We start from the raw sequence: 22,742 nt of genomic DNA, 5'->3' as shown, positions 1-22,742 counted from the left end.
CCCCTAAAATAGGAGCTTCCGTTCTACTTATTATCATCTAGTACTGAGACCACCTCAGAAAAAAAGTTCTTTGTATGATACCAAATCCAATCAAGCACCTGGTTCACTTCTTCTATTTCACCTGAGACATGTCCCGCTGAGGCTAGGTATGGCTCACTGTTAACCAACAATATGTTCCCCCGTACTTCACCGTGAATAACTAACTCCCCATTTCTCACAGTCATATCCCCTTCAATAATTTCTCCTTCAGGGACAATCACCCGCTTACTCCCCTGATCAATTTGGACATTGCCAGAACCGGTGAAGCTTACTTGATCGGTATTATTTTGCCATAGAGAGGATATGCTTGTTGACATAAGCAGTATAAACACTGCTGCCGCGACAAGAATTGGATGCTGCCTTGTCCATCGCTTCCACTTTGACTTTGTTTTCGATGGCGCATCTTTTTTAGGAAGATTGGCCATCACTTGATTGGTAAAATTGTTTGGTGCCTCAATATGGGATGTACTTTGCACAAAAGCAATTGCCTTTTTCAGTTCACGCACATGCAGCAGGCAATCTTCACATGTTAAAAGATGAGCTTCTAGTTGATTTTTTTCACTTTTAGTTACTTCCCCATCTAAATACTTATGAATAAGGGAGCTATACCTCTGTTCACATTTCATTTTAAAGTCCCCCTTTCTATACATGTCGCATACGTTTACGTAAAGCTTCTCTTCCGCGATGTATACGTGTTTTAACCGTTGATATCGGCATATCTAAAATCTCACTAATTTCTTTTAAAGATAAATCCTCTAAATACTTCAGAACAATAGCAATCCGATATTTCGGTGGTAATTGGTTAATTTCATCTTGTACCCATTCTTGTAATTCCATCGTTAAAACCTGTTCATCAGGTGATGCTTCAACTGCAGCTAACTGACTTTCATAAGTTAAATGATCAGAACCATTCACTGAGTCTTGCAAGTAGAAATCTGGTTTCTTCTTTCTTAACCGATCAATAGCGACATTCGTAGCAATCTTAAAAATCCATGTAGAAAATTTCCGATTCACATCGAATCGATCTAAGTTAGTATATGCTCTTAAAAAAGCTTCCTGCGCGACATCTTGCGCTTCATGCGCATTACCGACCATTCGATATGCCACCTGATACACCTTGTCCTTGTAAAGCTCTACCAATTCAGCAAAGGCCTGTTCGTCCCCTTGTTTCACCTCATGTATAATTCTTTTCACTATCGCTTCCATGTCTGTATCCCCTGCTTATATTCGTTCTATTTCTTTCTACGTTCTTTCTCTCACTTTAGTTTCACAACGTACTCATTTAAAAAGTGTAACATGAAAAAATAATTTCTTCTGTCTTTTTATGTTTATTTTTACTTAATGAGGGTATCAATTTAGTATGAGAAAATATGAGCATTTAGAGAGGATGAAGAATATGTCTCTTATAGAATGTAAGCATAGTCAATTGCTTGATCAAATTGAAACATCAAGATCCGCATTAAATGAACTTTCAAAAACACTCCCATTATATTCAGCAACAATGATTTTAAAAAGTAGAGAGTTAGATCATTTATTAAATGAATACGAATTAATTACTCAACTTAAAAGTCATTAAAAACCCCTTAGACAAAATTGTCTAAGGGGTTTGATTATGTATGATATATGGTGGAGCCTAGCGGGATCGAACCGCTGACCTCCTGCGTGCAAGGCAGGCGCTCTCCCAGCTGAGCTAAGGCCCCCCGCAAAATGGAACGGTCTGCGCATTCGAACTCACGACCCGTACCTTCGCAAGGTGATGTTCTACCACTAAACTACTTCCGCAATCTTTCACCCGATAAACTAAATGAAAAATTTTAAATAAGAATGAGCCATGAAGGATTCGAACCTTCGACCCTCTGATTAAAAGTCAGATGCTCTACCAACTGAGCTAATGGCTCTAAAATGGCTGGGCTAGCAGGATTCGAACCTACGCATGACGGAATCAAAATCCGTTGCCTTACCGCTTGGCGATAGCCCAATAAAAATGGTGGAGGGGGACGGATTCGAACCGCCGAACCCTGAGGGAGCGGATTTACAGTCCGCCGCGTTTAGCCACTTCGCTACCCCTCCAGCCTAACTATTAAGATGCCGGCCAGAGGACTTGAACCCCCAACCTACTGATTACAAGTCAGTTGCTCTACCAATTGAGCTAGACCGGCAAGATGGTGGAGGATGACGGGCTCGAACCGCCGACCCCCTGCTTGTAAGGCAGGTGCTCTCCCAACTGAGCTAATCCTCCATAGCTTGTCTTAAAAGTTAATCATTTATGTCTGTCTTAAAAATGGTGACCCGTACGGGATTCGAACCCGTGTTACCGCCGTGAAAGGGCGGTGTCTTAACCGCTTGACCAACGGGCCAATCTGTAAAAACCTTGTCGCTTTTTGCTGACAAAAAGTATTATAGCTAATATTTTAAACCATGACAACCCTTTTTTAATATTTTTATCAAACTTTTTCAAAACGCTTGTAAATGCGAACGTACATTCTGTATACTGAGTATATAACGCTAAATAAGGAGTGACACTATGAGTCATTTTGACCCTCAAAAACAACAAGATCTGCTTGAAAAATTTCACTATATTCGCAATCAAGCACAAGAAGACACTCGCTTTGAAGTAGCTGAACGAATGATTGATTATGGAATTGATTTGAATCTTGTTCGGACTGTAACTGGATTAACAAAAGAACAGCTTCATATGCGGATGATTAGATGAAAGATGTATTATTTTAAGCAAGACGACTTGACCTTTGTGTTAATTTAGAAGAGTACTATCATGACGTTTTCTAATTAGGAAGAAGCGTTTTTATGAGCTTTGTGTTTACAGCTGATATATAGTCACCGATTGACATGAAAATATACGATTAGTGAGAAAGCTACAATAAAACAAAAGCCAACCTACGTAATCGTAGCTTGGCTTGATTCTCATTTATGTATACGTATATGTACAGTCGCTCTGGAGCTTCCAAGCGGATTCGAACCGCTGACCCCTACCTTACCATGGTAGTGCTCTACCTACTGAGCTATGGAAGCATAAAAATGGCTCCACAGGTAGGACTCGAACCTACGACCGATCGGTTAACAGCCGATTGCTCTACCACTGAGCTACTGTGGAACGTAAAAAATTTGTTTGGCAACGTCCTACTCTCACAGGGGGAAGCCCCCAACTACCATCGGCGCAAAAGAGCTTAACGTCCGTGTTCGGCATGGGAACGGGTGTGACCTCTTTGCTATCGCCACCAAACTTATCACTTCAGATGATCGGCAGATTTCTTCGTCAGCTTCCTTGTTCCTATCCTCACGTATGCTTGATACGCTCCGGGTAGGACCTACGTTGCTTCCTCGAACTCTTTGATCCTCTTCGTGAATAGTATAAAATTGAGAGTTGCTCTCTCAAAACTAGATAATGCCCACAGGACGTGGGTACCAGGCGTTGCGACAGGACGTCGCGAACTTAGCGTGGTTTCGTAAACATGTGTCAAGAATAATTTTGGATAAGTCCTCGACCGATTAGTATCTGTCAGCTCCACGTGTCGCCACGCTTCCACACCAGACCTATCAACCTCATCATCTCTAAGGGGTCTTACTGGATTAACTCCATGGGAAATCTCATCTCGAGGGGGGCTTCATGCTTAGATGCTTTCAGCACTTATCCCGTCCACACGTAGCTACCCAGCGATGCTCCTGGCGGAACAACTGGTACACCAGCGGTGTGTCCATCCCGGTCCTCTCGTACTAAGGACAGCTCCTCTCAAATTTCCTGCGCCCGCGACGGATAGGGACCGAACTGTCTCACGACGTTCTGAACCCAGCTCGCGTACCGCTTTAATGGGCGAACAGCCCAACCCTTGGGACCTACTTCAGCCCCAGGATGCGATGAGCCGACATCGAGGTGCCAAACCTCCCCGTCGATGTGGACTCTTGGGGGAGATAAGCCTGTTATCCCCAGGGTAGCTTTTATCCGTTGAGCGATGGCCCTTCCATGCGGAACCACCGGATCACTAAGCCCGACTTTCGTCCCTGCTCGACTTGTAGGTCTCGCAGTCAAGCTCCCTTATGCCTTTGCACTCTTCGAATGATTTCCAACCATTCTGAGGGAACCTTTGGGCGCCTCCGTTACTGTTTAGGAGGCGACCGCCCCAGTCAAACTGCCCACCTGACACTGTCCCTGAACCGGATCACGGTCCGAGGTTAGAATGTCAGCACAGTCAGGGTAGTATCCCACCGACGCCTCCGTCGAAGCTGGCGCTCCGACTTCCAAGGCTCCTACCTATCCTGTACAAACTGTACCAACATCCAATATCAAGCTACAGTAAAGCTCCATGGGGTCTTTCCGTCCTGTCGCGGGTAACCTGCATCTTCACAGGTACTATAATTTCACCGGGTCTCTCGTTGAGACAGTATCCAAATCGTTACACCATTCGTGCGGGTCGGAACTTACCCGACAAGGAATTTCGCTACCTTAGGACCGTTATAGTTACGGCCGCCGTTTACTGGGGCTTCAATTCAGAGCTTCTCCCAAAGGATAACCCCTCCTCTTAACCTTCCAGCACCGGGCAGGTGTCAGCCCCTATACTTCGCCTTGCGGCTTCGCAGAGACCTGTGTTTTTGCTAAACAGTCGCTTGGATCTATTCACTGCGGCTCTCTCGGGCATACACCCTAATAGAGCACCCCTTCTCCCGAAGTTACGGGGTCATTTTGCCGAGTTCCTTAACGAGAGTTCTCCCGAGCGTCTTAGAATTCTCTTCTCGCCTACCTGTGTCGGTTTGCGGTACGGGCACCTCTCACCTCGCTAGAGGCTTTTCTAGGCAGTGTAGGATCAGGAACTTCGGTACTAAATTTCCCTCGCCATCACAACTCAGCCTTCGCGAGAAGCGGATTTGCCTACTTCTCAGCCTAATTGCTTGGACGCGCATATCCATCAGCGCGCTTACCCTACCTTACTGCGTCCCCCCATTACTCAAACGGTGAGGAGGTGGTACAGGAATTTCAACCTGTTGTCCATCGCCTACGCTTTTCAGCCTCGGCTTAGGTCCCGACTTACCCTGAGCGGACGAGCCTTCCTCAGGAAACCTTGGGCTTTCGACGGAGGGGATTCTCACCCCTCTTTTCGCTACTCATACCGGCATTCTCACTTCTAAGCGCTCCACCAGTCCTTACGATCTGACTTCGCTGCACTTAGAACGCTCCCCTACCACTGACACCAAAGGTGTCAATCCATAGCTTCGGTGATACGTTTAGCCCCGGTACATTTTCGGCGCAGAGTCACTCGACCAGTGAGCTATTACGCACTCTTTAAATGGTGGCTGCTTCTAAGCCAACATCCTGGTTGTCTGGGCAACTCCACATCCTTTTCCACTTAACGTATACTTGGGGACCTTAGCTGATGGTCTGGGCTGTTTCCCTCTTGACTACGGATCTTAGCACTCGCAGTCTGACTCCCGAGTAAAAGTTTTTGGCATTCGGAGTTTGACTGAATTCGGTAATCCTGTGGGGACCCCTAGTCCAATCAGTGCTCTACCTCCAAAACTCTCAACCTCGAGGCTAGCCCTAAAGCTATTTCGGGGAGAACCAGCTATTTCCGAGTTCGATTGGCATTTCACCCCTACCCACACCTCATCCCCGCATTTTTCAACATGCGTGGGTTCGGGCCTCCATTCAGTGTTACCTGAACTTCACCCTGGACATGGGTAGATCACACGGTTTCGGGTCTACGACGTCGTACTTCATCGCCCTATTCAGACTCGCTTTCGCTACGGCTCCGCCTTATCAGCTTAACCTTGCACGACATCGTAACTCGCCGGTTCATTCTACAAAAGGCACGCTGTCACCCGTTAATGGGCTCCAACTAGTTGTAGGCACACGGTTTCAGGATCTGTTTCACTCCCCTTCCGGGGTGCTTTTCACCTTTCCCTCACGGTACTGGTTCACTATCGGTCACTAGGGAGTATTTAGCCTTGGGAGATGGTCCTCCCGGATTCCGACGGGGTTTCACGTGTCCCGCCGTACTCAGGATCCACTCAGGAGAAAATAGAATTTCGACTACAGGGCTGTTACCTTGTACCGCGGACCTTTCCAGATCGCTTCGCCTATCCTATTTCTTTGTAACTCCGTATTGAGTGTCCTACAACCCCAAGAGGCAAGCCTCTTGGTTTGGGCTGTTACCGTTTCGCTCGCCGCTACTCAGGTAATCGCATTTGCTTTCTCTTCCTCTGGGTACTTAGATGTTTCAGTTCCCCAGGTCTGCCTCCTCATGCCCTATGTATTCAGGCATGGGTACTATTCCATTACGAATAGTGGGTTCCCCCATTCGGATACCCTCGGATCAACGTTTACTTACAACTTCCCGAGGCATTTCGCTGTTCGTCGCGTCCTTCTTCGGCTCCTAGTGCCAAGGCATTCACCGTGCGCCCTTTCTAACTTAACCAAAAAAAATTAAAAAAGGTTGTTGAATTCTTGACATTCTCGTTCAATCTTTCGATGAACAATCATGTTTACATTTCATTATCTAGTTTTCAAAGAACAATGCTTACAGGATGTAAATACCAGGCGTTGCAACAGGACGTTGCGAACTTAGCGTGGTTCCTTATTCCCTTAGCTTATGTTGAGAGTTTTGTGTTCTCTCAAAACTGAACAAAAGATCCAAAGCGCATATGACCCAAGGTCATACATCGACTAGAGTTAAAATACTCCATAGAAAGGAGGTGATCCAGCCGCACCTTCCGATACGGCTACCTTGTTACGACTTCACCCCAATCATCTGTCCCACCTTAGGCGGCTGGCTCCATAAAGGTTACCCCACCGACTTCGGGTGTTACAAACTCTCGTGGTGTGACGGGCGGTGTGTACAAGGCCCGGGAACGTATTCACCGCGGCATGCTGATCCGCGATTACTAGCAATTCCGGCTTCATGTAGGCGAGTTGCAGCCTACAATCCGAACTGAGAATGGCTTTATGGGATTCGCTCAACCTCGCGGTTTTGCAGCCCTTTGTACCATCCATTGTAGCACGTGTGTAGCCCAGGTCATAAGGGGCATGATGATTTGACGTCGTCCCCACCTTCCTCCGGTTTGTCACCGGCAGTCACCTTAGAGTGCCCAACTGAATGCTGGCAACTAAGATCAAGGGTTGCGCTCGTTGCGGGACTTAACCCAACATCTCACGACACGAGCTGACGACAACCATGCACCACCTGTCACTTTGTCCCCCGAAGGGGAAAGCCCTATCTCTAGGGTGGTCAAAGGATGTCAAGACCTGGTAAGGTTCTTCGCGTTGCTTCGAATTAAACCACATGCTCCACTGCTTGTGCGGGCCCCCGTCAATTCCTTTGAGTTTCAACCTTGCGGTCGTACTCCCCAGGCGGAGTGCTTAATGTGTTAACTTCGGCACTAAGGGCATCGAAACCCCTAACACCTAGCACTCATCGTTTACGGCGTGGACTACCAGGGTATCTAATCCTGTTTGCTCCCCACGCTTTCGCGCCTCAGCGTCAGTTACAGACCAGAGAGTCGCCTTCGCCACTGGTGTTCCTCCACATATCTACGCATTTCACCGCTACACGTGGAATTCCACTCTCCTCTTCTGTACTCAAGTCTCCCAGTTTCCAATGACCCTCCACGGTTGAGCCGTGGGCTTTCACATCAGACTTAAAAGACCGCCTGCGCGCGCTTTACGCCCAATAATTCCGGACAACGCTTGCCACCTACGTATTACCGCGGCTGCTGGCACGTAGTTAGCCGTGGCTTTCTGGTTAGGTACCGTCAAGGTGCCGCCTTATTCAAACGGCACTTGTTCTTCCCTAACAACAGAGCTTTACGATCCGAAAACCTTCATCACTCACGCGGCGTTGCTCCGTCAGACTTTCGTCCATTGCGGAAGATTCCCTACTGCTGCCTCCCGTAGGAGTCTGGGCCGTGTCTCAGTCCCAGTGTGGCCGATCACCCTCTCAGGTCGGCTACGCATCGTCGCCTTGGTAAGCCATTACCTTACCAACTAGCTAATGCGCCGCGGGCCCATCTATAAGTGATAGCCGAAGCCATCTTTTACCTTTCCTCCATGTGGAGAAAAGGATTACCCGGTATTAGCCCCGGTTTCCCGGAGTTATCCCAATCTTATAGGTAGGTTGCCCACGTGTTACTCACCCGTCCGCCGCTAATCAAAGGGAGCAAGCTCCCTTTGATCCGCTCGACTTGCATGTATTAGGCACGCCGCCAGCGTTCGTCCTGAGCCAGGATCAAACTCTCCATAAAAGTGTTTGATTGCTCAAAATAAAACATTGACGAGATATCATGTATCTCATTTTTTTCGCTTGGCTTTTGTTCAGTTTTCAAAGAACGTTTTTGTTGTGTCGTTGTTAGCGACTTGATCATCTTACCGCAGACAAGTTTGTAAGTCAATAACTTTTTTGAAGTTATCTTCCTGTGTGTTTGTTATTCTCTCGCGGTAAGTAATAATATAGCATGTCCAAATTTTGAAGTCAATCTTTTTCTTCAATTCTTTCAACAGGTATGATTGAACTATTCGAAGTAAAGAAAAGACATCATGTCTTTTCTTTATTGGGTATGCTTGTTATTGCGTTGAAGCATATATCGAACTCGTTCATTAGGTGGTACGAAACGTTTATAAATACCATAGATAATTTGATATTTTTCTTCCATTGCTCTTTTTACGATTTCATCAATTCTCGGATCAGATAAATCAAGTAACAGTTCTTCCATTTCTCGCTTTAACATGTATTCTACTTCAATAACTTCTTTACGGTTCAATAAAAAACCAAGCATCCACAACACCTCGACCTTTAGGAACTAAACAACAAGTTATATTATCCCCTGTAAATTGGTTATATCTAACAAAGCTTTCTACCTAAATTGTTTTCTATTCCATTGTTTTTTATTCATATGTTCTAGTTGTTTGCATAAATTTATCGTAAAAGGTGGACGAGGGGGAAACGAAGTGAAGTTTATTTGGGTCTTTCATGCCAAACGAATCAAGCAATTATCATTAATCGTTATCGCAGCACTATTCGCTGCAGGTTTTCTTTATATTGAAAAGGGACAAATCCCTGTATTTTCAACATCAGAAGGACCTGAGGCATTTTACCGTGCAGAAACAGATGACAATCGCATTGCCTTAACCTTTAATATTAGTTGGGGAGAAAAACAAGTAACGCCAATCTTAAATGTACTTTCTCAAAAAAAAGTTGATCAAGCTACCTTTTTCCTTTCTGCTTCTTGGGCAGAAAGATATCCAGATCTCGTGAAGCAAATTAAAGAAGAAGGTCATCTAATCGGTAGTCATGGGTATCAATATAAAAGTTATACTAGTTGGGAAGATGAGAAAGTTAGAAAAGACCTTATTCGTAGCCAACAAATCTTAACGGAGTTAACCGGAGACAAACCCTCTCTTTTAAGACCGCCAAACGGTGCATTTGACAAACGCATATTAGCTTTAGCAGATAAACAAAACTATAGCATCGTTCATTGGAGTGTCGATTCGCTCGATTATCAAAACCCTGGCGTCGATGTCATCGTTAATAACGTCATGGAAAAGACCTCGTCTGGTGATATCTTGTTATTTCATGCATCAGATTCCGTGAAACAAACCGACAAGGCCCTTCCAATTATTATTGACCAACTTCATTCAAAGGGATTTTCATTTATCTCAGTAGAAGAATTAATGGCTAGTACTGAAACATCTAGCGAAGAAATTAAATAAAACAAGGAAGCTCGAGCATTTATGCTCGAGCTTCCTTGTTTGGTTGATTAGTCAGACGATGTAAAATCAGTAACTGCCAAGTATTTGCTGCGATTAACGGAGCAAAGTACATCCATAACCATTTAGGGTCATTGACGGTTAACGCAGGCACCCATTCGATCGTTGTAACAACAACGATAAAAAATAGTGCAGGTATAAACGCGCCCTGGTTAGTACCTTTTGCTTTGAAATAAGCAATGATTATTCCGTATATTAAAAGGAGAATCGGCATAACCGAGTAATGTAAGATTGTTTCTCCCTCTGTAGCAAACGCAATATAGCGCAAGTAAATAAGGTCAAACACCACAAAACCAATAACCACCATTTGAATCCTATTCCAAAGCTTTGTTGTTTTAAATAATCCAAGTCCAAAACGATGGAGTGTCAAATACGCAAAAAATCCCATTTGACTAACTAGACTAAACGCGGCGCTTATTCCAAATAACCAAAGAAGACCCATTAGCATGTTAACAAAACCACCACCGATGTATACATCTAACTCAAGAAAAAAGCCAACAATGGCTCCACTGATACTACCTATTAATAAGGTTGAAAAAAATAAAAAAACTACTTTTCGACTATTCACTGGCATTTCCTCCAAAATCGTTAAAAATCCTCTCATAATTGTATCAATCCAACGATAAAAATACTAGTTGTTGATCGAGAGTCATGCATATTTTTTAAAGAAATATCTCAAATTAATGACAAAGCGAAAGAAAGGAGCTTCTTTCATGAGAAAAATTCTTCACATACTTATCGTATTCAGTCTGATCGTTCCTCTTATTAGTTGTGCTGCAGCTGAAGGAAGTAACAATACCCCCGATTACGAAGGTACGAAAAAAATGATGGTCGATATGCTTAAGACAGATGAAGGAAAAAAGGCCATTCAAGAAATCATGAGTGACGAGGAGATGCGTCATGATCTCGTCATGGATAATGCCTTTGTTAAACAGACGATACAAGAAACCTTAACCTCCGAAGAAGGGCGTACGTTTTGGCAAGATGTGATGAGTGACCCTGAATTTGCAAAAACCTTTGCTCAAAGCATGCAAACTGAAAACGAAAAAATGCTCAAAGGATTAATGAAAGATCCTGAATATCAAGGAATGATGGTAACAGTCCTTCAAGACCCTGAAATGGAAGAGACTATTCTTGAGATTATGAAATCCAAAGAATATAGACAACAAGTGATGACCGTTATGTCCGATGCATTTGAAAGTCCTTATTTTTCAGCAAAAATTAGTGAATTGTTAACAGTCATCGCTAAACAACAAATGGAAAAGCAAGACCCTACCTCTGAGGAGGAAAAACAGAAGCAAGAAGATGAACAAAAAGAAGAAGGCGGTAGTAGCGGAACGGAACAAGAAGAAGGTTAAACAAAAAGAAGCCTATAACGGCTTCTTTTATCTATCTTATTCCACTTTTGCAATAATTCTTTCGGCAATCTTTTTGTAGATTTGACCAATTGGATGATCTGCAGCATAAATCGATGGGGCAAAATCTTTTTCATCAATTTCTGGTTGACCGAGTGGAATTTGACCAAGGATTTCTGTTTTTAACTCTTCTGCCAAACGATCTCCACCACCACGACCAAATACATATTCCTTCTCGCCTGTTAACTTGCTTTCAAAATAAGCCATGTTCTCTACTACACCTAAAATTTCATGATGCGTTTTAATCGCCATGGTTCCTGCACGTGCGGCAACAAAGGCAGCCGTAGCATGTGGTGTTGTTACTAAAATTTCTTTTGAATGCGGTAGCATCGTATGTAAGTCAAGTGCAACATCTCCTGTACCTGGTGGTAGATCAAGAACTAAGTAATCAAGCTCTCCCCATTCAATATCAGCAAAGAATTGGTTGAGCATTTTTCCTAACATCGGTCCCCTCCAGATAACAGGTGCATTATCTTCAACAAAGAACCCCATTGAAATGACTTTCACACCAAAGCGCTCAACAGGGTAGATGCGATCGGCAATGACCTTTGGTCGCTCTTCAATTCCCATCATATCCGGAACACTAAAACCGTAGATATCTGCATCAATAATTCCAACACGTTTTCCTAAGCGAGCCAGTGTTGTCGCCACGTTGACGGAAACGGTAGACTTTCCAACCCCACCTTTACCACTTGTGACAGCAATAAACGTCGTTGGACTATTAGGCGCTAAAATCGCTGGTCCAGAAAATGCAGGAGCACTTACCCCACCTACCCTCTCTACCTCTTGCTCTGTTAACTCTTCAAAACGTAAACCAACAGATGCGGCTCCTTCACCCTTTAATACATTTACAACCTCTTGTTGAACCTCCATTTGTTCAGCTGTTCCTATTTTGGCAAGAGCAATCTTTACGCTCACATTACCATCTTTCACTTTTATCTCTCTTACACCGCCTGTTTCTACGATGCTTTTATTTAGGTCACGATCTTTTACTCGTTTTAAGGCTTCGATAATTGTTGTTTCTGTTACCAAGGTGAACACCATCCTTTAACCAGAGATATGCCTAGTATAGCATATTCTGACTACTTACCGTGAATCCGTTCGCATAGGCTGTACATTACGAAACTGGCTCTTCCTCATTTGTATAATATCTCATAATTCCTTGGTAGATAGAGGCTGCCACCTTCTGCTGATAGGCATGTGTTTGCAACATGGATGCTTCTGTAGGATGCGATAAAAAGCCGGCTTCAACAAGAACCCCCGGTATTTCAGCATTTTTTAATAGAAAGACATTATTAATCGGTTTGGCTGTTCGTTCCGTATTCTCCAAATTTGTTTTGATTTCACTCTGAATAAATTTAGCTAGCCCTTCATTTTCAGGGATTGCTCGATTATAGAACGTTTGTGCACCACTCCATTTTGGAGAAGGAATGGCATTAAGGTGAATAGACACAAACATATCTGCTTCGGACTCATTAACAATCTCCACTCGTCGTTTAAGATCTTCTATTTTACGATGACGAATTTTCTTCGTTCCTTCCGTTGCTAAATCACGATCTTCTTCTCTCGTCATTAACACTAATGCCCCTGCTTCCTGAAGATAGTCACGCAGTTGCTCACTAATCTGTAATGTCACTTCTTTTTCAAGCAACCCATCCTTGGATACAGCTCCACCATCGATGCCCCCATGACCCGGATCGATAATAATAATTTTACCTGACAATGGCAGATGCCATGTGGCAGAATCTTTACTAACGAATTGATATTGAATGATTAATAACACACTAACCACACTTAATGCGAATGTAACTCCTTTTATCCATTTCCACATGTCAGTTCCCCCTTCACCTATCCCCCTACATATATATTAGGACAAGGGAGAAATTATGAACGAGATTTAGTGTAGTCGAAGTCGATGACGCTTTTCCGCCTCTTGAAACCCTCTTTCCCACCAACGGTCAACAAACACATCTGATGAGATTTTCACGGATTCCAGCATAAAATCAGACTGCAACAACCATCCTTGCAGCAAATTGAACAGGGAAAATGAAATATCAGTCAAATCCTCCTCACATCTTGCACGGACTTCACTTATCGTTTCTCCTCGGTAGCCAAACTTCCCATATTGAGCTCCCAATAAATACGCATCAATTGCCATATCCATACAAGGATCAAGCAAGAATGGATGGGACAGAAAATAAAAAGGGAGGATGGGCCGGAAATGCTCATGGATGTCTTCTCTTAATTGCTTTAACGACAACTGACGTAAAACACCTCGTTCAAATTTCCACTGCTTTTCACGTCTTTTTTCTGAAAATGTTGATACAACCGTCATGATCCTCACTCCCATTAACATTGTTTTCGTTAGTATGACATACACGTCTAGCCAACATGCAGAGGAAATATTGTCAGTAAAGAATGACCTTCACGCATACAAAAAAACTCCCAACCGAGTGGCTGAGAGTTTTTGAAAACGATATTAACGTTTTGAGAACTGAGGTGCACGACGTGCTGCTTTAAGACCGTATTTCTTACGTTCTTTCATACGAGCATCACGTGTTAAGAATCCAGCACTCTTTAATGAAGCGCGGTTTTCAGGATCTACCTTAAGTAGTGCACGTGCTACACCATGACGAATTGCACCTGCTTGTCCTGTGTAACCACCACCATCAACGTTTACATGAACGTCATATTGACCTTCAACGCCGATTTCTACAAATGGTTGTTTAGCGATAAGCTTTAAAGTGTCAAGACCGAAATATTCGTCTAATTCGCGACCGTTGATGATCATTTGACCATCGCCTGGTACTAGACGTACGCGCGCAACAGAGTGCTTACGACGACCTGTACCGTAGTATTGTACTTGTGCCAAGATAATAACCTCCCTATCGATTAACCGCGAAGTTCGTAAACTTCTGGTTTTTGAGCTTGTTGTTTGTGTTCGTTACCAGCATAAACATGTAGTTTCATACCTTGCTTACGTCCAAGCGTGTTCTTTGGAAGCATTCCCTTGATAGCAAGCTCAAGCATACGCTCAGGCTTGTTAGCACGCATATCAGCAGCTTTAGTCATTTTCAAACCACCTGGGTGATTTGTGTGACGGTAGTAAATCTTGTTGTTTAATTTGTTACCTGTTAGTTCAATTTTTCCAGCGTTGATGATGATCACGTGATCACCAGTGTCAACGTGTGGAGTGTAAGTTGGTTTGTGCTTACCACGAAGGATAGAAGCAACTTCAGAAGCAAGACGACCAAGAGTTTGGCCTTCAGCATCTACAATAAACCACCTACGTTCAACTTCGTTGGTCTTTGCCATATATGTTGTACGCATGAATTTCCCTCCTAAAATACGATCACTTTCAATTTTTTAAAGAAAAGTTTTAAACCTTAAGTCTCTTGTAACATTCTGCAACCCGGGGCTAGTGGGTTTTAGAATTACCATCTAACATCATATAATATTAAAAACTCTATGTCAACAACTTGTTACGCTAGGGTTCGTTGTTTTAGAAAAGTTTTTTTCATTTACAGAAATTAGTCTTTCTCATATTGCACTGACCATAAATATAAACCGTGACCTGGCGCTGTTTTCCCTGCTAGTTCTCGTTGTTTACTTCTTAACACTTCTCTCACTTGACTAGCTGCTCTTTTTTGATTTCCAACCTCGAGTAACGTACCGACGATGATTCGGACCATGTTATAAAGAAACCCATTTCCATGCAGAATGAAATGTAGTTCATCCCCATCCTCTATAATTTCTATAGTATATAGAGTCCTTACTTTATCAACGACATTTGTATTCGCTGCACAGAACGCACTAAAGTCATGTGTACCTAAAAGATGTGCTGCTGCTTTTTTCATTTCATTTACATCTAATGAGTACGGCACATGCGCGACTAAGTTCCGCCTGAATACGTCCACGGCTTCTGCTCGTAACACACGGTAATGATACTCCTTGCCTACCGCATGATAGCGAGCATGAAAGTCCGGTGCAACAGAACGTGCCGAGATAATCCGAATATCATCAGGCAAACAAGCATTTAAAGCTTTCGGCCATTGCTTTTCAGGAATATCGAAAGGACTATCAAAATGAATGACTTGCCCTCTCGCATGAACCTTCGCATCGGTCCGTCCTGACCCAGTCACAGGGGTAGCCTGCCCTTTATGCACTCTTTTTAAGGCTGCCTCAAGTTCAGACTGAACCGTCCGTTGATTGGGTTGTACTTGATATCCAGAAAAGTACGTTCCATCATAAGACACTTCGCAAGCTATTCGTTTCACAATTCTCACCTATCCATTCCGTAACCATATGATGAAAAAACCAATAAAGACTGTTGCAATCACGATACTTGTATCTAACGTTCGCCATGTCAATACACGCAGTTTCGTTCTTCCTTCACCGCCACGGTACCCACGGGCCTCCATCGCTAAAGCCAAATCCTCAGCGCGTTTAAAAGCACTAATGAATAGTGGAACTAATAAGGGAAGCAAGGCTTTTACACGCTTTGTGATAGGACCAGTAGTAAAATCAACACCTCTAGCCATTTGAGCTTTCAAAATCTTTTCCGTTTCTTGCATAAATGTTGGGATAAAACGTAGGGCAATCGACATCATCAAAGCTAACTCATGCGCTGGCAAACCCAATTTTTTTAACGGGGATAGTAATGACTCTAGACCATCCGTTAAATCAATAGGACTCGTCGTTAAAGTGATCAATGACGTTAGCATAACAAGGGTTAATAATCTAGTCGCAATAAAAAGACCCGTCATTAGTCCACCTTCATGAATGGATAGAGGACCCGCTGACCATAATACTTGCCCTTCTTTCGTTAAAAGGATATGCAAAATCAAAGTGAACAGAACAAGCCATAAGATAGGTCGTAACCCTCGGTATAAGAAAAGAATCGGCACTCTAGAAATGGCCATGAGTGAGATCGTCAGGCCAACTAATAACATGCTAGCAAGCCAGTTGTTTGCTAAAAAAATAATAATGAGCAAAATAAAGACACTAAATAGCTTTGATCTTGGGTCTAGTCTGTGCAAAAACGAATCGGCTTGTACATATTGACCAATAATAACGTTTTGAAACATCTAGTGTTCTCCTCTCTCTTGAAGGAGCTGATCAATGTAATCACCAACTGCATCTATCTCAAATAGACGAGGTACCGTCTGAAGGTCAAATTTTACCTTAATCATTTCGAGTAGCTTTATCGTTTCAGGTAAATCAAGGCCGATCTGCTTCAAGCGATTTGCTTCTTTAAAAATCTCATCTCTATCACCGACCATGTCAATAGCCCCTTGATTCATCACTACTAACTGATCTGCATACTTCGCCGCATCTTCCATGTGATGTGTCACAAGGATCGTTGTCGTCCCATATTCTTGGTGATATTGACTGAAAAGCTCAAGCATCTGTTGTCGTCCTTCTGGGTCTAACCCCGCAGTAGGCTCATCTAATATTAAAACAGAAGGCTTAATGGCTAAAACACCAGCAATAGCGACACGACGCATTTGTCCTCCACTCAATTGAAAAGGAGATGCTTCTAGGATCGTTTCATCTAAACCTACTAATGGAAGAATTTCTTTGGCTCTTTTAATAGCTGCCTCTTCAGATAATCCGAAGTTCATTGGGCCAAAACATATATCCTTCACAACAGTCTCTTCAAATAACTGATGCTCAGGGTATTGAAACACTAGACCTACATGCCGTCTGAGTTCTTTTAACGATTGTTTTTTCTTTTCTGCATGTATGATGTGAGTTCCGATCAATACCTCCCCCGCACTTGGGCGTAGCAACCCATTGATATGTTGAATCAATGTTGATTTACCTGAACCAGTATGACCTATGATCGCCGTGAACGAACCAGAAGGTATATGTAAGTTAATTGGATGAAGAGCTGTTTTTTCAAAAGGGGTTCCTACCATATAACGATGTTCTACCGATTTGAATATAATGTCCATAGCTCGTCCACCAACTCCTCGTCTGTTAAAGGGATACCAGCAAATTGATACCCTTTACCTTTTAGTTCCTGCTGCAATTGCAAAGAGAATGGAACATGTAGTCCAACCTTCTCTAGTTGTGAACTAGATTGAAAAACTTCTTTAGGGGGGCCATCTGCTTTTATTTCACCGTTTTCAAAGATAAGCACACGTTCGGCCATGACAGCCTCCTCCATGTCATGTGTAATCGTGAGAATCGCTACACCACGTTCGTGAAGCATCTGCATCGTCATCATCACATCTTCTCTACCTGAAGGGTCGAGCATCGATGTGGCTTCGTCGAAGATAATAAGGTCAGGCTCTAAAGCTAAGATACCAGCAATGGCTACCCTTTGCTTCTGCCCTCCTGATAATCGATGTGGCTCGGCGTCTAGAAGGTGGTTGATGCCGATGAGTTGGGAATATGTTTCAATTCTACCCACCATTTCATCTCGTCCCACTCCTAAATTTTCAAGTCCAAAAGCAAGATCATCACGTACAGTAGTCGCTACGAATTGGTGTTCAGGATTTTGAAAAACCATCCCAATACGCTTACGAATTTGCCATAGATCTTCTTCATTTGCTGTCATAAACCCATCGACACTTACTTCTCCTTGGTTTGGTATGAGCAAACCATTGAGTAATCGACCAAACGTGGACTTACCTGAACCATTTCTTCCTAAAACAGAAACCCATTCTTTACGGTAAATTGATAACGTTATTTGTTTTAATACAAGGTCTTCAATTTCATCGTACTGAAAAGAAACGTTATCCAATTCAATAAATCGTTCCATCTAAAACCCCTCCCCAAAAAGGTCTACAAACTAAAAAATTCGAGCCAACAAAAAAGGGCTCCCAGAGTCAGAGCGTAACTTGCTCAGATCCTGTACAGCCCTTTGTCGCCTCATATCATGAGTCCCTAAGGATTCATATTATACAAGTTCAATAATAACCATTGGTGCACCGTCACCACGACGAGGCCCAATTTTAAGAATACGAGTATAACCGCCTTGACGCTCCTCGTAACGAGTTGCAATATCAGAGAATAGCTTTTGGATTGCATCTTCGCCTGTCTCTTCGTTAGCTACTTCACGACGAATGAACGCTGCAGCTTGACGACGAGCATGAAGATCTCCACGCTTCCCTAAAGTAATCATTTTTTCAACGATTGAACGTAATTCCTTAGCTTTCGCTTGAGTCGTTTCAATACGTTCGTTGATGATAAGGTCAGTTGCTAAGTCACGGAAAAGAGCCTTACGACCAGCGCTATCACGACCTAATTTTGCATATGCCATGTTCGTTTCCCTCCTTTGTTACCTTCTCTACCTTGTAAAGTAGAGACTATATAGATAATTTCATAACACTTAACGATCTTGAACAAATCAAGGAACTTGGTAAATATTAGTCTTCTTTACGAAGGCCTAATCCAAGTTCACCAAGTTTCTCTTGTACTTCCTCTAAAGACTTGCGTCCGAGGTTACGTACTTTCATCATGTCTTCTTCTGTCTTATGCGTTAATTCTTGTACCGTATTGATACCAGCACGCTTCAGACAGTTGTAAGAACGAACAGAAAGGTCAAGTTCCTCAATCGTCATCTCGAGAACTTTTTCTTTTTGATCTTCTTCTTTTTCGACCATGATTTCAGCATTTTGCGCTTGATCCGTTAAGCCTACAAAGATGTTTAGATGCTCAGTTAAGATTTTTGCGCCAAGTGACACAGCCTCTTCTGGGCGTATGCTTCCGTCAGTCCACACATCAAGAGTTAGTTTGTCATAGTTGGTTACTTGACCGACACGAGTGTTTTCAACTTGATAGTTGACTCGCGATACCGGTGTGTAAATAGAATCAATAGGAAGAACACCAATCGGTTGATCGTCATTCTTATTGCCTACAGCTAAATCGTAACCACGGCCACGCTTCGCTGTAAGACGCATATGGAAGTGCGCACCCTTGGCTAAAGTTGCAATATGCAGATCAGGATTTAAAACTTCGATATCACTATCATGAGTTAAATCCCCAGCAGTTACTACACCTTCACCTTGAACATCTATCTCAAGTGTCTTCTCTTCATCTGAATAGATCTTAAGCGCAAGTTGCTTTAAGTTCAGAATGATTGTCGTTACATCTTCCACAACACCTTCAATTGTTGAGAATTCATGTAAAACAGTATCAATTTGAACTGTAGTTACAGCTGCACCTGGAAGAGAAGAAAGAAGAATACGACGTAAGGAGTTACCAAGAGTCGTTCCATACCCACGCTCTAGTGGTTCAACGACAAATTTACCGTACTTTGCGTCTTCACTAACTTCAACCGCTTCAATATTTGGCTTTTCGATTTCAATCATTAAAACAAACCCTCCTTCAAAACGTCGAACTCCGTTAGACTGCCAGGAAGGCCTAACCGGAAATCCCCATTAGGCAGTTCCCAACCGTTTCACCTTTTTTGTCAATTAGATGTATTCGTCACATCCATTATTGACACTTTCAGGAAATCTATACAATGATTGATTTCGTTACACTCTACGACGTTTTGGCGGGCGGCAACCGTTATGAGGAACTGGAGTAACATCTTTAATCATGTTAACTTCAAGTCCAACAGCTTGTAATGAACGAATCGCTGCTTCACGACCAGCACCAGGGCCTTTTACTGAAACTTCGATTACTTTCATACCATGCTCCATCGCCGTTTTACCAGCACTTTCTGCTGCCATTTGCGCTGCGAATGGAGTTGACTTACGAGAACCTTTGAATCCTAATGCACCAGCACTTGCCCAAGAAATAGCATTGCCGTGCGTGTCAGTAATCGTCACGATTGTGTTGTTGAATGTTGAACGGATGTGCGCGACACCAGTCTCAATATTTTTACGTTGACGACGCTTTGGACGAGTATTCGTTTTTTTAGCCATTTTTTATGCGACCTCCTTTACTTATTTCTTCTTGTTAGCTACTGTACGACGAGGACCTTTACGCGTACGAGCATTGTTTTTAGAGTTTTGACCACGAACTGGTAAACCACGACGGTGGCGAATACCACGGTATGAACCAATTTCGATTAGACGTTTAATGTTAAGCGAAACTTCACGACGAAGATCACCTTCTACTGTGTAAGCTTCAACTGCCTCACGGATACGACCTAATTCTTCTTCTGTTAAATCACGAACGCGAGTATCTTGAGATACGCCTGCTTCCGCTAAAATTTCAGCTGACTTTGTTTTTCCAACTCCATAGATATAAGTGAGTGAAATAACAACTCGCTTATCACGAGGAATATCTACACCTGCAACACGTGCCATGTGCTGTGCACCTCCTTATATATTAACCTTGTTTTTGTTTGTGTTTAGGGTTCTCACAGATAACCATGACCGTCCCTTTACGACGGATAACTTTACATTTTTCACAAATAGCCTTAACTGATGGTCTTACCTTCATTATCGTTTACCTCCTTATGGTACGGAGTGCATTTAATTGTAATCGTTCAATTCATATCTAGCAAGTACGGTTATACGTGCAAGCTAGCAGATCGCAACGTTTTATTTGTATCGATATGTGATTCGTCCACGAGTCAAGTCATACGGTGAAAGTTCAACCGTTACTTTGTCACCAGGTAGGATTCGGATAAAGTGCATACGAATCTTACCAGAAACATGAGCAAGGACCTTGTGACCATTCTCTAACTCTACACGAAACATTGCGTTTGGTAACGGCTCAATAACCGTACCTTCCACTTCTATTACATCCTCTTTGGTCATGTATTTACTCTCCTTCCTTCAGCAAATCAAGTTGTTGGGCTAGAAAGTCGCTAATTGCATAGCGAAGCTTTCCGTTTGTAACACGTCCCGTTTCATCTACACTTATGCGTATCTCAGGAGCAATGTAGTTCAACAATTCTAGATGGTTGATGTTTTTTTTCTTAGCTCGATCAATTTTACGCTTATCTCCATCAGCAATCAAGACATATCGATCATTAATGACCTCAATGATCACAGCATACATACCGTAGTCTCTACCTTTTTTGATTTGCACAAACTGACCGATACGAGGACTCGGACCAGAGTCGTTCATTTCACCCATCACCTACACCTAAAGTTTTGTTAGAATTTCATAACCTGCTTCTGTAATCGCAATTGTATGCTCAAAGTGTGCACAATTCTTGCCGTCTACTGTGACCACAGTCCAGTTATCGGCTAGGGTGCGCACATAACGAGAACCTGCATTAATCATCGGTTCAACCGCTAGTACCATGCCGGGTTTTAGACGAGGTCCTTTACCTGGTGGTCCATAATGAGGAATTTGCGGATCTTCATGTAAGTCTTGCCCTACTCCATGGCCCACATACTCTCGAACAATTGAAAAACCAAATGGTTCTGCATAAGATTGGATTGCATGAGAAATGTTTGACAACCTCTCACCAGCCTTAGCCTGTTCCAATCCTTTAAACAAAGCAGCTTCTGTGACGTCCAACAGTTGTTGGTCCTCATCAGAAATTGCACCTACAGCATACGTCCATGCGGAGTCGCCGTGGTAGCCATTTAACTTAGCACCGATATCAACACTTATTACATCGCCATCTTTTAGCACTCGAGATCCAGGGATACCGTGTACCAATTCCTCGTTTACTGAAGCACAGATACTACCTGTAAATCCATTGTAACCTTTGAATGAGGGTGTTGCACCGTGCGAACGAATCAACTTTTCTGCAATCTCATCCAATTGTTTAGTTGTAACGCCAGGTTTAATGTGTTTCCTAAGCTCTTGGTGAGCAAGTGCAACAATACGCCCAGCTTCTCGCATAATATCTAATTCACGTTCAGTCTTACATATAATCATGCATTGAGTCCTTTCAGAAGTTCGTCTAAGTCTTCGAATACTTTTGTGATGTCTTGATCACCATTAATCGTACGAAGGTAGCCTTTTTCTGTGTAGAAATCAATTAGTGGTTGTGCTTGCTGCTGATTTACTTCAAGACGCTTTTTAACAGTTTCAGGTTTATCGTCATCACGTTGGAATAACTCTTTACCATCTACATCACATTTCCCTTCAACCTTTGGTGGGTTGTAGATCGTGTGGTACGTCTTACCTGAAGTAGGTGATACACGTCGTCCAGTTAAACGGGCCATAAGAAGTTGCTCAGGTACTTCAATGTTGATAACGTAATCAAGTTTACGTTCCATAGAAGAAAGCATATCTTCTAATGCCTCTGCTTGAGCAACTGTACGAGGAAAGCCATCCAATAGGAAGCCTTGTTTACAATCCGCTGCAGAGAGACGTTCTCTCACAATGCCAATCGTCACTTCATCAGGTACTAATTCTCCTGCATCCATGAATGATTTAGCTTTAATTCCTAACTCTGTTTCGCCTTTAATGGCAGCACGAAACATATCACCAGTAGAAATATGAGGGATATCATACTTCTCGACAATACGTTCTGCTTGAGTGCCTTTACCAGCGCCTGGTAATCCCATTAATATAAGATTCAACACTATCCCCTCCATCGCTCCGATTTAACAACAGAAGGCGAACGGGAAGATCAATGCCTTCCCTGC

At 43.0% G+C, this 22,742-nt stretch carries 26 protein-coding genes, 9 tRNA genes and 3 rRNA genes; 4 read left to right on the top strand and 34 right to left on the bottom strand.

The features are described from left to right. Window positions 1-23 precede the first annotated feature (23 nt). Window positions 24-665: an anti-sigma factor family protein gene (locus tag CDZ88_RS16180; protein WP_100374486.1), complete on the bottom strand. Its 642-nt coding sequence runs from the start codon at window positions 663-665 to the stop codon at window positions 24-26. Window positions 666-681: 16 nt separating this feature from the next. Continuing rightward, complete coding sequence (gene sigW / locus CDZ88_RS16175; RefSeq protein ID WP_100374485.1) at window positions 682-1,245, bottom strand: RNA polymerase sigma factor SigW; 564 nt, start codon at window positions 1,243-1,245, stop codon at window positions 682-684. A 190-nt stretch (window positions 1,246-1,435) separates the two neighbouring features. Here sigW and CDZ88_RS16170 point away from each other — a divergent pair, with 190 nt between their 5' ends. Continuing rightward, window positions 1,436-1,615 (top strand): aspartyl-phosphate phosphatase Spo0E family protein, encoded by a 180-nt coding sequence (locus tag CDZ88_RS16170; RefSeq protein ID WP_157796573.1) that lies wholly within the window; start codon window positions 1,436-1,438, stop codon window positions 1,613-1,615. 48 nt (window positions 1,616-1,663) lie between these two features. Here CDZ88_RS16170 and CDZ88_RS16165 read toward each other — a convergent pair. From CDZ88_RS16165 to CDZ88_RS16135, 7 genes are all read right to left on the bottom strand, one after another. Further along, a tRNA-Ala gene (locus CDZ88_RS16165) sits at window positions 1,664-1,739 on the bottom strand. 125 nt (window positions 1,740-1,864) lie between these two features. Continuing rightward, window positions 1,865-1,937, bottom strand: a tRNA-Lys gene (locus tag CDZ88_RS16160). 5 nt (window positions 1,938-1,942) lie between these two features. Beyond that, window positions 1,943-2,017, bottom strand: a tRNA-Gln gene (locus CDZ88_RS16155). Window positions 2,018-2,024: 7 nt separating this feature from the next. Next, window positions 2,025-2,109: transfer RNA gene (locus tag CDZ88_RS16150), tRNA-Tyr, on the bottom strand. Between the two features lie 16 nt (window positions 2,110-2,125). Next, window positions 2,126-2,198, bottom strand: a tRNA-Thr gene (locus tag CDZ88_RS16145). 4 nt (window positions 2,199-2,202) lie between these two features. Beyond that, window positions 2,203-2,278: transfer RNA gene (locus CDZ88_RS16140), tRNA-Val, on the bottom strand. Between the two features lie 43 nt (window positions 2,279-2,321). Beyond that, window positions 2,322-2,396 (bottom strand) — tRNA-Glu (locus CDZ88_RS16135). Between the two features lie 167 nt (window positions 2,397-2,563). Between CDZ88_RS16135 and CDZ88_RS16130 the strand changes: the two genes are divergently transcribed. Next, complete coding sequence (locus tag CDZ88_RS16130; RefSeq protein WP_100374483.1) at window positions 2,564-2,752, top strand: hypothetical protein; 189 nt, start codon at window positions 2,564-2,566, stop codon at window positions 2,750-2,752. 241 nt (window positions 2,753-2,993) lie between these two features. On the opposite strand, the gene CDZ88_RS16125 is transcribed toward CDZ88_RS16130, so the two are convergent. The 6 genes from CDZ88_RS16125 to CDZ88_RS16100 form a co-directional block, all read right to left on the bottom strand. Then, a tRNA-Thr gene (locus CDZ88_RS16125) sits at window positions 2,994-3,069 on the bottom strand. Window positions 3,070-3,076: 7 nt separating this feature from the next. Continuing rightward, a tRNA-Asn gene (locus CDZ88_RS16120) sits at window positions 3,077-3,151 on the bottom strand. Between the two features lie 13 nt (window positions 3,152-3,164). After that, a 5S ribosomal RNA gene (rrf, locus tag CDZ88_RS16115) occupies window positions 3,165-3,280 on the bottom strand. A gap of 246 nt (window positions 3,281-3,526) precedes the next feature. Next, window positions 3,527-6,464 (bottom strand): 23S ribosomal RNA (locus CDZ88_RS16110). A 270-nt stretch (window positions 6,465-6,734) separates the two neighbouring features. After that, window positions 6,735-8,286, bottom strand: a 16S ribosomal RNA gene (locus CDZ88_RS16105). Together the 16S, 23S and 5S rRNA genes with 2 tRNA genes alongside form the textbook arrangement of a ribosomal RNA operon. Window positions 8,287-8,589: 303 nt before the next feature. After that, window positions 8,590-8,817 (bottom strand): hypothetical protein, encoded by a 228-nt coding sequence (locus CDZ88_RS16100; protein WP_100374482.1) that lies wholly within the window; start codon window positions 8,815-8,817, stop codon window positions 8,590-8,592. A 172-nt stretch (window positions 8,818-8,989) separates the two neighbouring features. Between CDZ88_RS16100 and pdaB the strand changes: the two genes are divergently transcribed. Then, window positions 8,990-9,751, top strand: coding sequence for a polysaccharide deacetylase family sporulation protein PdaB (gene pdaB / locus CDZ88_RS16095; protein WP_100374481.1), 762 nt, complete (start codon window positions 8,990-8,992; stop codon window positions 9,749-9,751). A gap of 19 nt (window positions 9,752-9,770) precedes the next feature. Here pdaB and CDZ88_RS16090 read toward each other — a convergent pair whose 3' ends face one another. Further along, window positions 9,771-10,382, bottom strand: coding sequence for a KinB-signaling pathway activation protein (locus tag CDZ88_RS16090; protein WP_442857131.1), 612 nt, complete (start codon window positions 10,380-10,382; stop codon window positions 9,771-9,773). A 139-nt stretch (window positions 10,383-10,521) separates the two neighbouring features. On the opposite strand from CDZ88_RS16090, the gene gerD reads away from it, so the two are divergent. Then, a complete protein-coding gene (gene gerD / locus CDZ88_RS16085) occupies window positions 10,522-11,166 on the top strand; it encodes a spore germination lipoprotein GerD (RefSeq protein ID WP_100374479.1) in 645 nt (214 codons plus the stop codon). 36 nt (window positions 11,167-11,202) lie between these two features. Here the strand turns inward: gerD and CDZ88_RS16080 are convergent, their stop codons facing one another. The 18 genes from CDZ88_RS16080 to CDZ88_RS15995 all read right to left on the bottom strand — a co-directional run bounded on the left by CDZ88_RS16080 (window position 11,203) and on the right by CDZ88_RS15995 (window position 22,676). Further along, window positions 11,203-12,255, bottom strand: a complete 1,053-nt coding sequence (locus CDZ88_RS16080; protein WP_100374478.1) for an Mrp/NBP35 family ATP-binding protein — start codon at window positions 12,253-12,255, stop codon at window positions 11,203-11,205. Between the two features lie 85 nt (window positions 12,256-12,340). Continuing rightward, window positions 12,341-13,054, bottom strand: coding sequence for an N-acetylmuramoyl-L-alanine amidase CwlD (cwlD, locus tag CDZ88_RS16075; RefSeq protein WP_100374477.1), 714 nt, complete (start codon window positions 13,052-13,054; stop codon window positions 12,341-12,343). A 66-nt stretch (window positions 13,055-13,120) separates the two neighbouring features. Further along, window positions 13,121-13,558, bottom strand: a complete 438-nt coding sequence (locus CDZ88_RS16070; protein ID WP_100374476.1) for a YbaK family protein — start codon at window positions 13,556-13,558, stop codon at window positions 13,121-13,123. A gap of 144 nt (window positions 13,559-13,702) precedes the next feature. Beyond that, window positions 13,703-14,095, bottom strand: coding sequence for a 30S ribosomal protein S9 (gene rpsI / locus CDZ88_RS16065; RefSeq protein ID WP_100374475.1), 393 nt, complete (start codon window positions 14,093-14,095; stop codon window positions 13,703-13,705). Window positions 14,096-14,115: 20 nt separating this feature from the next. Continuing rightward, window positions 14,116-14,553 carry a 50S ribosomal protein L13 gene (rplM, locus tag CDZ88_RS16060; RefSeq protein ID WP_100374474.1) on the bottom strand — a complete coding sequence of 146 codons (438 nt, stop codon included), beginning with the start codon at window positions 14,551-14,553 and terminating at the stop codon, window positions 14,116-14,118. A 200-nt stretch (window positions 14,554-14,753) separates the two neighbouring features. Continuing rightward, a complete protein-coding gene (gene truA / locus CDZ88_RS16055) occupies window positions 14,754-15,500 on the bottom strand; it encodes a tRNA pseudouridine(38-40) synthase TruA (protein ID WP_100374473.1) in 747 nt (248 codons plus the stop codon). Between the two features lie 9 nt (window positions 15,501-15,509). Beyond that, on the bottom strand, window positions 15,510-16,310 hold the full coding sequence (locus CDZ88_RS16050; protein WP_100374472.1) for an energy-coupling factor transporter transmembrane component T family protein: 801 nt from the start codon (window positions 16,308-16,310) through the stop codon (window positions 15,510-15,512). Continuing rightward, window positions 16,311-17,180: an energy-coupling factor ABC transporter ATP-binding protein gene (locus CDZ88_RS16045; protein ID WP_100374471.1), complete on the bottom strand. Its 870-nt coding sequence runs from the start codon at window positions 17,178-17,180 to the stop codon at window positions 16,311-16,313. Next, on the bottom strand, window positions 17,156-17,992 hold the full coding sequence (locus CDZ88_RS16040) for an energy-coupling factor transporter ATPase (protein WP_100374470.1): 837 nt from the start codon (window positions 17,990-17,992) through the stop codon (window positions 17,156-17,158). Before CDZ88_RS16040 ends, CDZ88_RS16045 begins: the two co-directional genes overlap by 25 nt. Before the next feature lie 138 nt (window positions 17,993-18,130). Beyond that, entirely contained in the window at window positions 18,131-18,493 is a 363-nt protein-coding gene (rplQ, locus tag CDZ88_RS16035; protein WP_100374469.1) for a 50S ribosomal protein L17, read from the bottom strand. A gap of 106 nt (window positions 18,494-18,599) precedes the next feature. After that, window positions 18,600-19,544, bottom strand: a complete 945-nt coding sequence (locus CDZ88_RS16030) for a DNA-directed RNA polymerase subunit alpha (RefSeq protein ID WP_100374468.1) — start codon at window positions 19,542-19,544, stop codon at window positions 18,600-18,602. 168 nt (window positions 19,545-19,712) lie between these two features. After that, entirely contained in the window at window positions 19,713-20,105 is a 393-nt protein-coding gene (gene rpsK, locus CDZ88_RS16025; protein ID WP_100374467.1) for a 30S ribosomal protein S11, read from the bottom strand. 21 nt (window positions 20,106-20,126) lie between these two features. Next, the gene (gene rpsM, locus CDZ88_RS16020; protein WP_100374466.1) at window positions 20,127-20,492 is read right to left on the bottom strand and encodes a 30S ribosomal protein S13; all 366 of its coding nucleotides are present in this window, start codon (window positions 20,490-20,492) and stop codon (window positions 20,127-20,129) included. 22 nt (window positions 20,493-20,514) lie between these two features. Beyond that, entirely contained in the window at window positions 20,515-20,628 is a 114-nt protein-coding gene (gene rpmJ, locus CDZ88_RS16015; protein WP_100374465.1) for a 50S ribosomal protein L36, read from the bottom strand. 101 nt (window positions 20,629-20,729) lie between these two features. Beyond that, entirely contained in the window at window positions 20,730-20,948 is a 219-nt protein-coding gene (gene infA / locus CDZ88_RS16010; protein ID WP_100374464.1) for a translation initiation factor IF-1, read from the bottom strand. Window positions 20,949-20,952: 4 nt separating this feature from the next. After that, a complete protein-coding gene (locus CDZ88_RS16005) occupies window positions 20,953-21,261 on the bottom strand; it encodes a KOW domain-containing RNA-binding protein (RefSeq protein WP_100374735.1) in 309 nt (102 codons plus the stop codon). Window positions 21,262-21,279: 18 nt separating this feature from the next. Further along, a complete protein-coding gene (gene map / locus CDZ88_RS16000) occupies window positions 21,280-22,026 on the bottom strand; it encodes a type I methionyl aminopeptidase (RefSeq protein ID WP_100374463.1) in 747 nt (248 codons plus the stop codon). Continuing rightward, window positions 22,023-22,676: an adenylate kinase gene (locus CDZ88_RS15995; RefSeq protein WP_100374462.1), complete on the bottom strand. Its 654-nt coding sequence runs from the start codon at window positions 22,674-22,676 to the stop codon at window positions 22,023-22,025. The genes map and CDZ88_RS15995 overlap by 4 nt, the downstream gene beginning before the upstream one ends. Window positions 22,677-22,742: the final 66 nt, after the last annotated feature.

Source organism: Bacillus sp. FJAT-45037 (genome assembly GCF_002797325.1).
GTDB lineage: Bacteria > Bacillota > Bacilli > Bacillales > Bacillaceae_D > Alkalihalophilus.
Note: the sequence above shows the minus strand (reverse complement) of the source record. Positions and strands in the feature narration are given on the sequence as shown.

Excerpts from the sequence above, each read along its gene's own strand:
- CDZ88_RS16180 (WP_100374486.1), bottom strand. The coding sequence starts at position 665 with ATGAAATGTGAACAGAGGTATAGCTCCCTTATTCATAAGTATTTAGAT.
- sigW (WP_100374485.1), bottom strand. The coding sequence starts at position 1,245 with ATGGAAGCGATAGTGAAAAGAATTATACATGAGGTGAAACAAGGGGAC.
- CDZ88_RS16170 (WP_157796573.1), top strand. The coding sequence starts at position 1,436 with ATGTCTCTTATAGAATGTAAGCATAGTCAATTGCTTGATCAAATTGAA.
- CDZ88_RS16130 (WP_100374483.1), top strand. The coding sequence starts at position 2,564 with ATGAGTCATTTTGACCCTCAAAAACAACAAGATCTGCTTGAAAAATTT.
- CDZ88_RS16100 (WP_100374482.1), bottom strand. The coding sequence starts at position 8,817 with ATGCTTGGTTTTTTATTGAACCGTAAAGAAGTTATTGAAGTAGAATAC.
- CDZ88_RS16090 (WP_442857131.1), bottom strand. The coding sequence starts at position 10,382 with ATGCCAGTGAATAGTCGAAAAGTAGTTTTTTTATTTTTTTCAACCTTA.
- gerD (WP_100374479.1), top strand. The coding sequence starts at position 10,522 with ATGAGAAAAATTCTTCACATACTTATCGTATTCAGTCTGATCGTTCCT.
- cwlD (WP_100374477.1), bottom strand. The coding sequence starts at position 13,054 with ATGTGGAAATGGATAAAAGGAGTTACATTCGCATTAAGTGTGGTTAGT.
- CDZ88_RS16070 (WP_100374476.1), bottom strand. The coding sequence starts at position 13,558 with ATGACGGTTGTATCAACATTTTCAGAAAAAAGACGTGAAAAGCAGTGG.
- rplM (WP_100374474.1), bottom strand. The coding sequence starts at position 14,553 with ATGCGTACAACATATATGGCAAAGACCAACGAAGTTGAACGTAGGTGG.
- CDZ88_RS16050 (WP_100374472.1), bottom strand. The coding sequence starts at position 16,310 with ATGTTTCAAAACGTTATTATTGGTCAATATGTACAAGCCGATTCGTTT.
- CDZ88_RS16045 (WP_100374471.1), bottom strand. The coding sequence starts at position 17,180 with ATGGACATTATATTCAAATCGGTAGAACATCGTTATATGGTAGGAACC.
- CDZ88_RS16040 (WP_100374470.1), bottom strand. The coding sequence starts at position 17,992 with ATGGAACGATTTATTGAATTGGATAACGTTTCTTTTCAGTACGATGAA.
- rplQ (WP_100374469.1), bottom strand. The coding sequence starts at position 18,493 with ATGGCATATGCAAAATTAGGTCGTGATAGCGCTGGTCGTAAGGCTCTT.
- CDZ88_RS16030 (WP_100374468.1), bottom strand. The coding sequence starts at position 19,544 with ATGATTGAAATCGAAAAGCCAAATATTGAAGCGGTTGAAGTTAGTGAA.
- rpsK (WP_100374467.1), bottom strand. The coding sequence starts at position 20,105 with ATGGCTAAAAAAACGAATACTCGTCCAAAGCGTCGTCAACGTAAAAAT.
- rpsM (WP_100374466.1), bottom strand. The coding sequence starts at position 20,492 with ATGGCACGTGTTGCAGGTGTAGATATTCCTCGTGATAAGCGAGTTGTT.
- rpmJ (WP_100374465.1), bottom strand. The coding sequence starts at position 20,628 with ATGAAGGTAAGACCATCAGTTAAGGCTATTTGTGAAAAATGTAAAGTT.
- infA (WP_100374464.1), bottom strand. The coding sequence starts at position 20,948 with ATGACCAAAGAGGATGTAATAGAAGTGGAAGGTACGGTTATTGAGCCG.
- CDZ88_RS16005 (WP_100374735.1), bottom strand. The coding sequence starts at position 21,261 with ATGAACGACTCTGGTCCGAGTCCTCGTATCGGTCAGTTTGTGCAAATC.
- map (WP_100374463.1), bottom strand. The coding sequence starts at position 22,026 with ATGATTATATGTAAGACTGAACGTGAATTAGATATTATGCGAGAAGCT.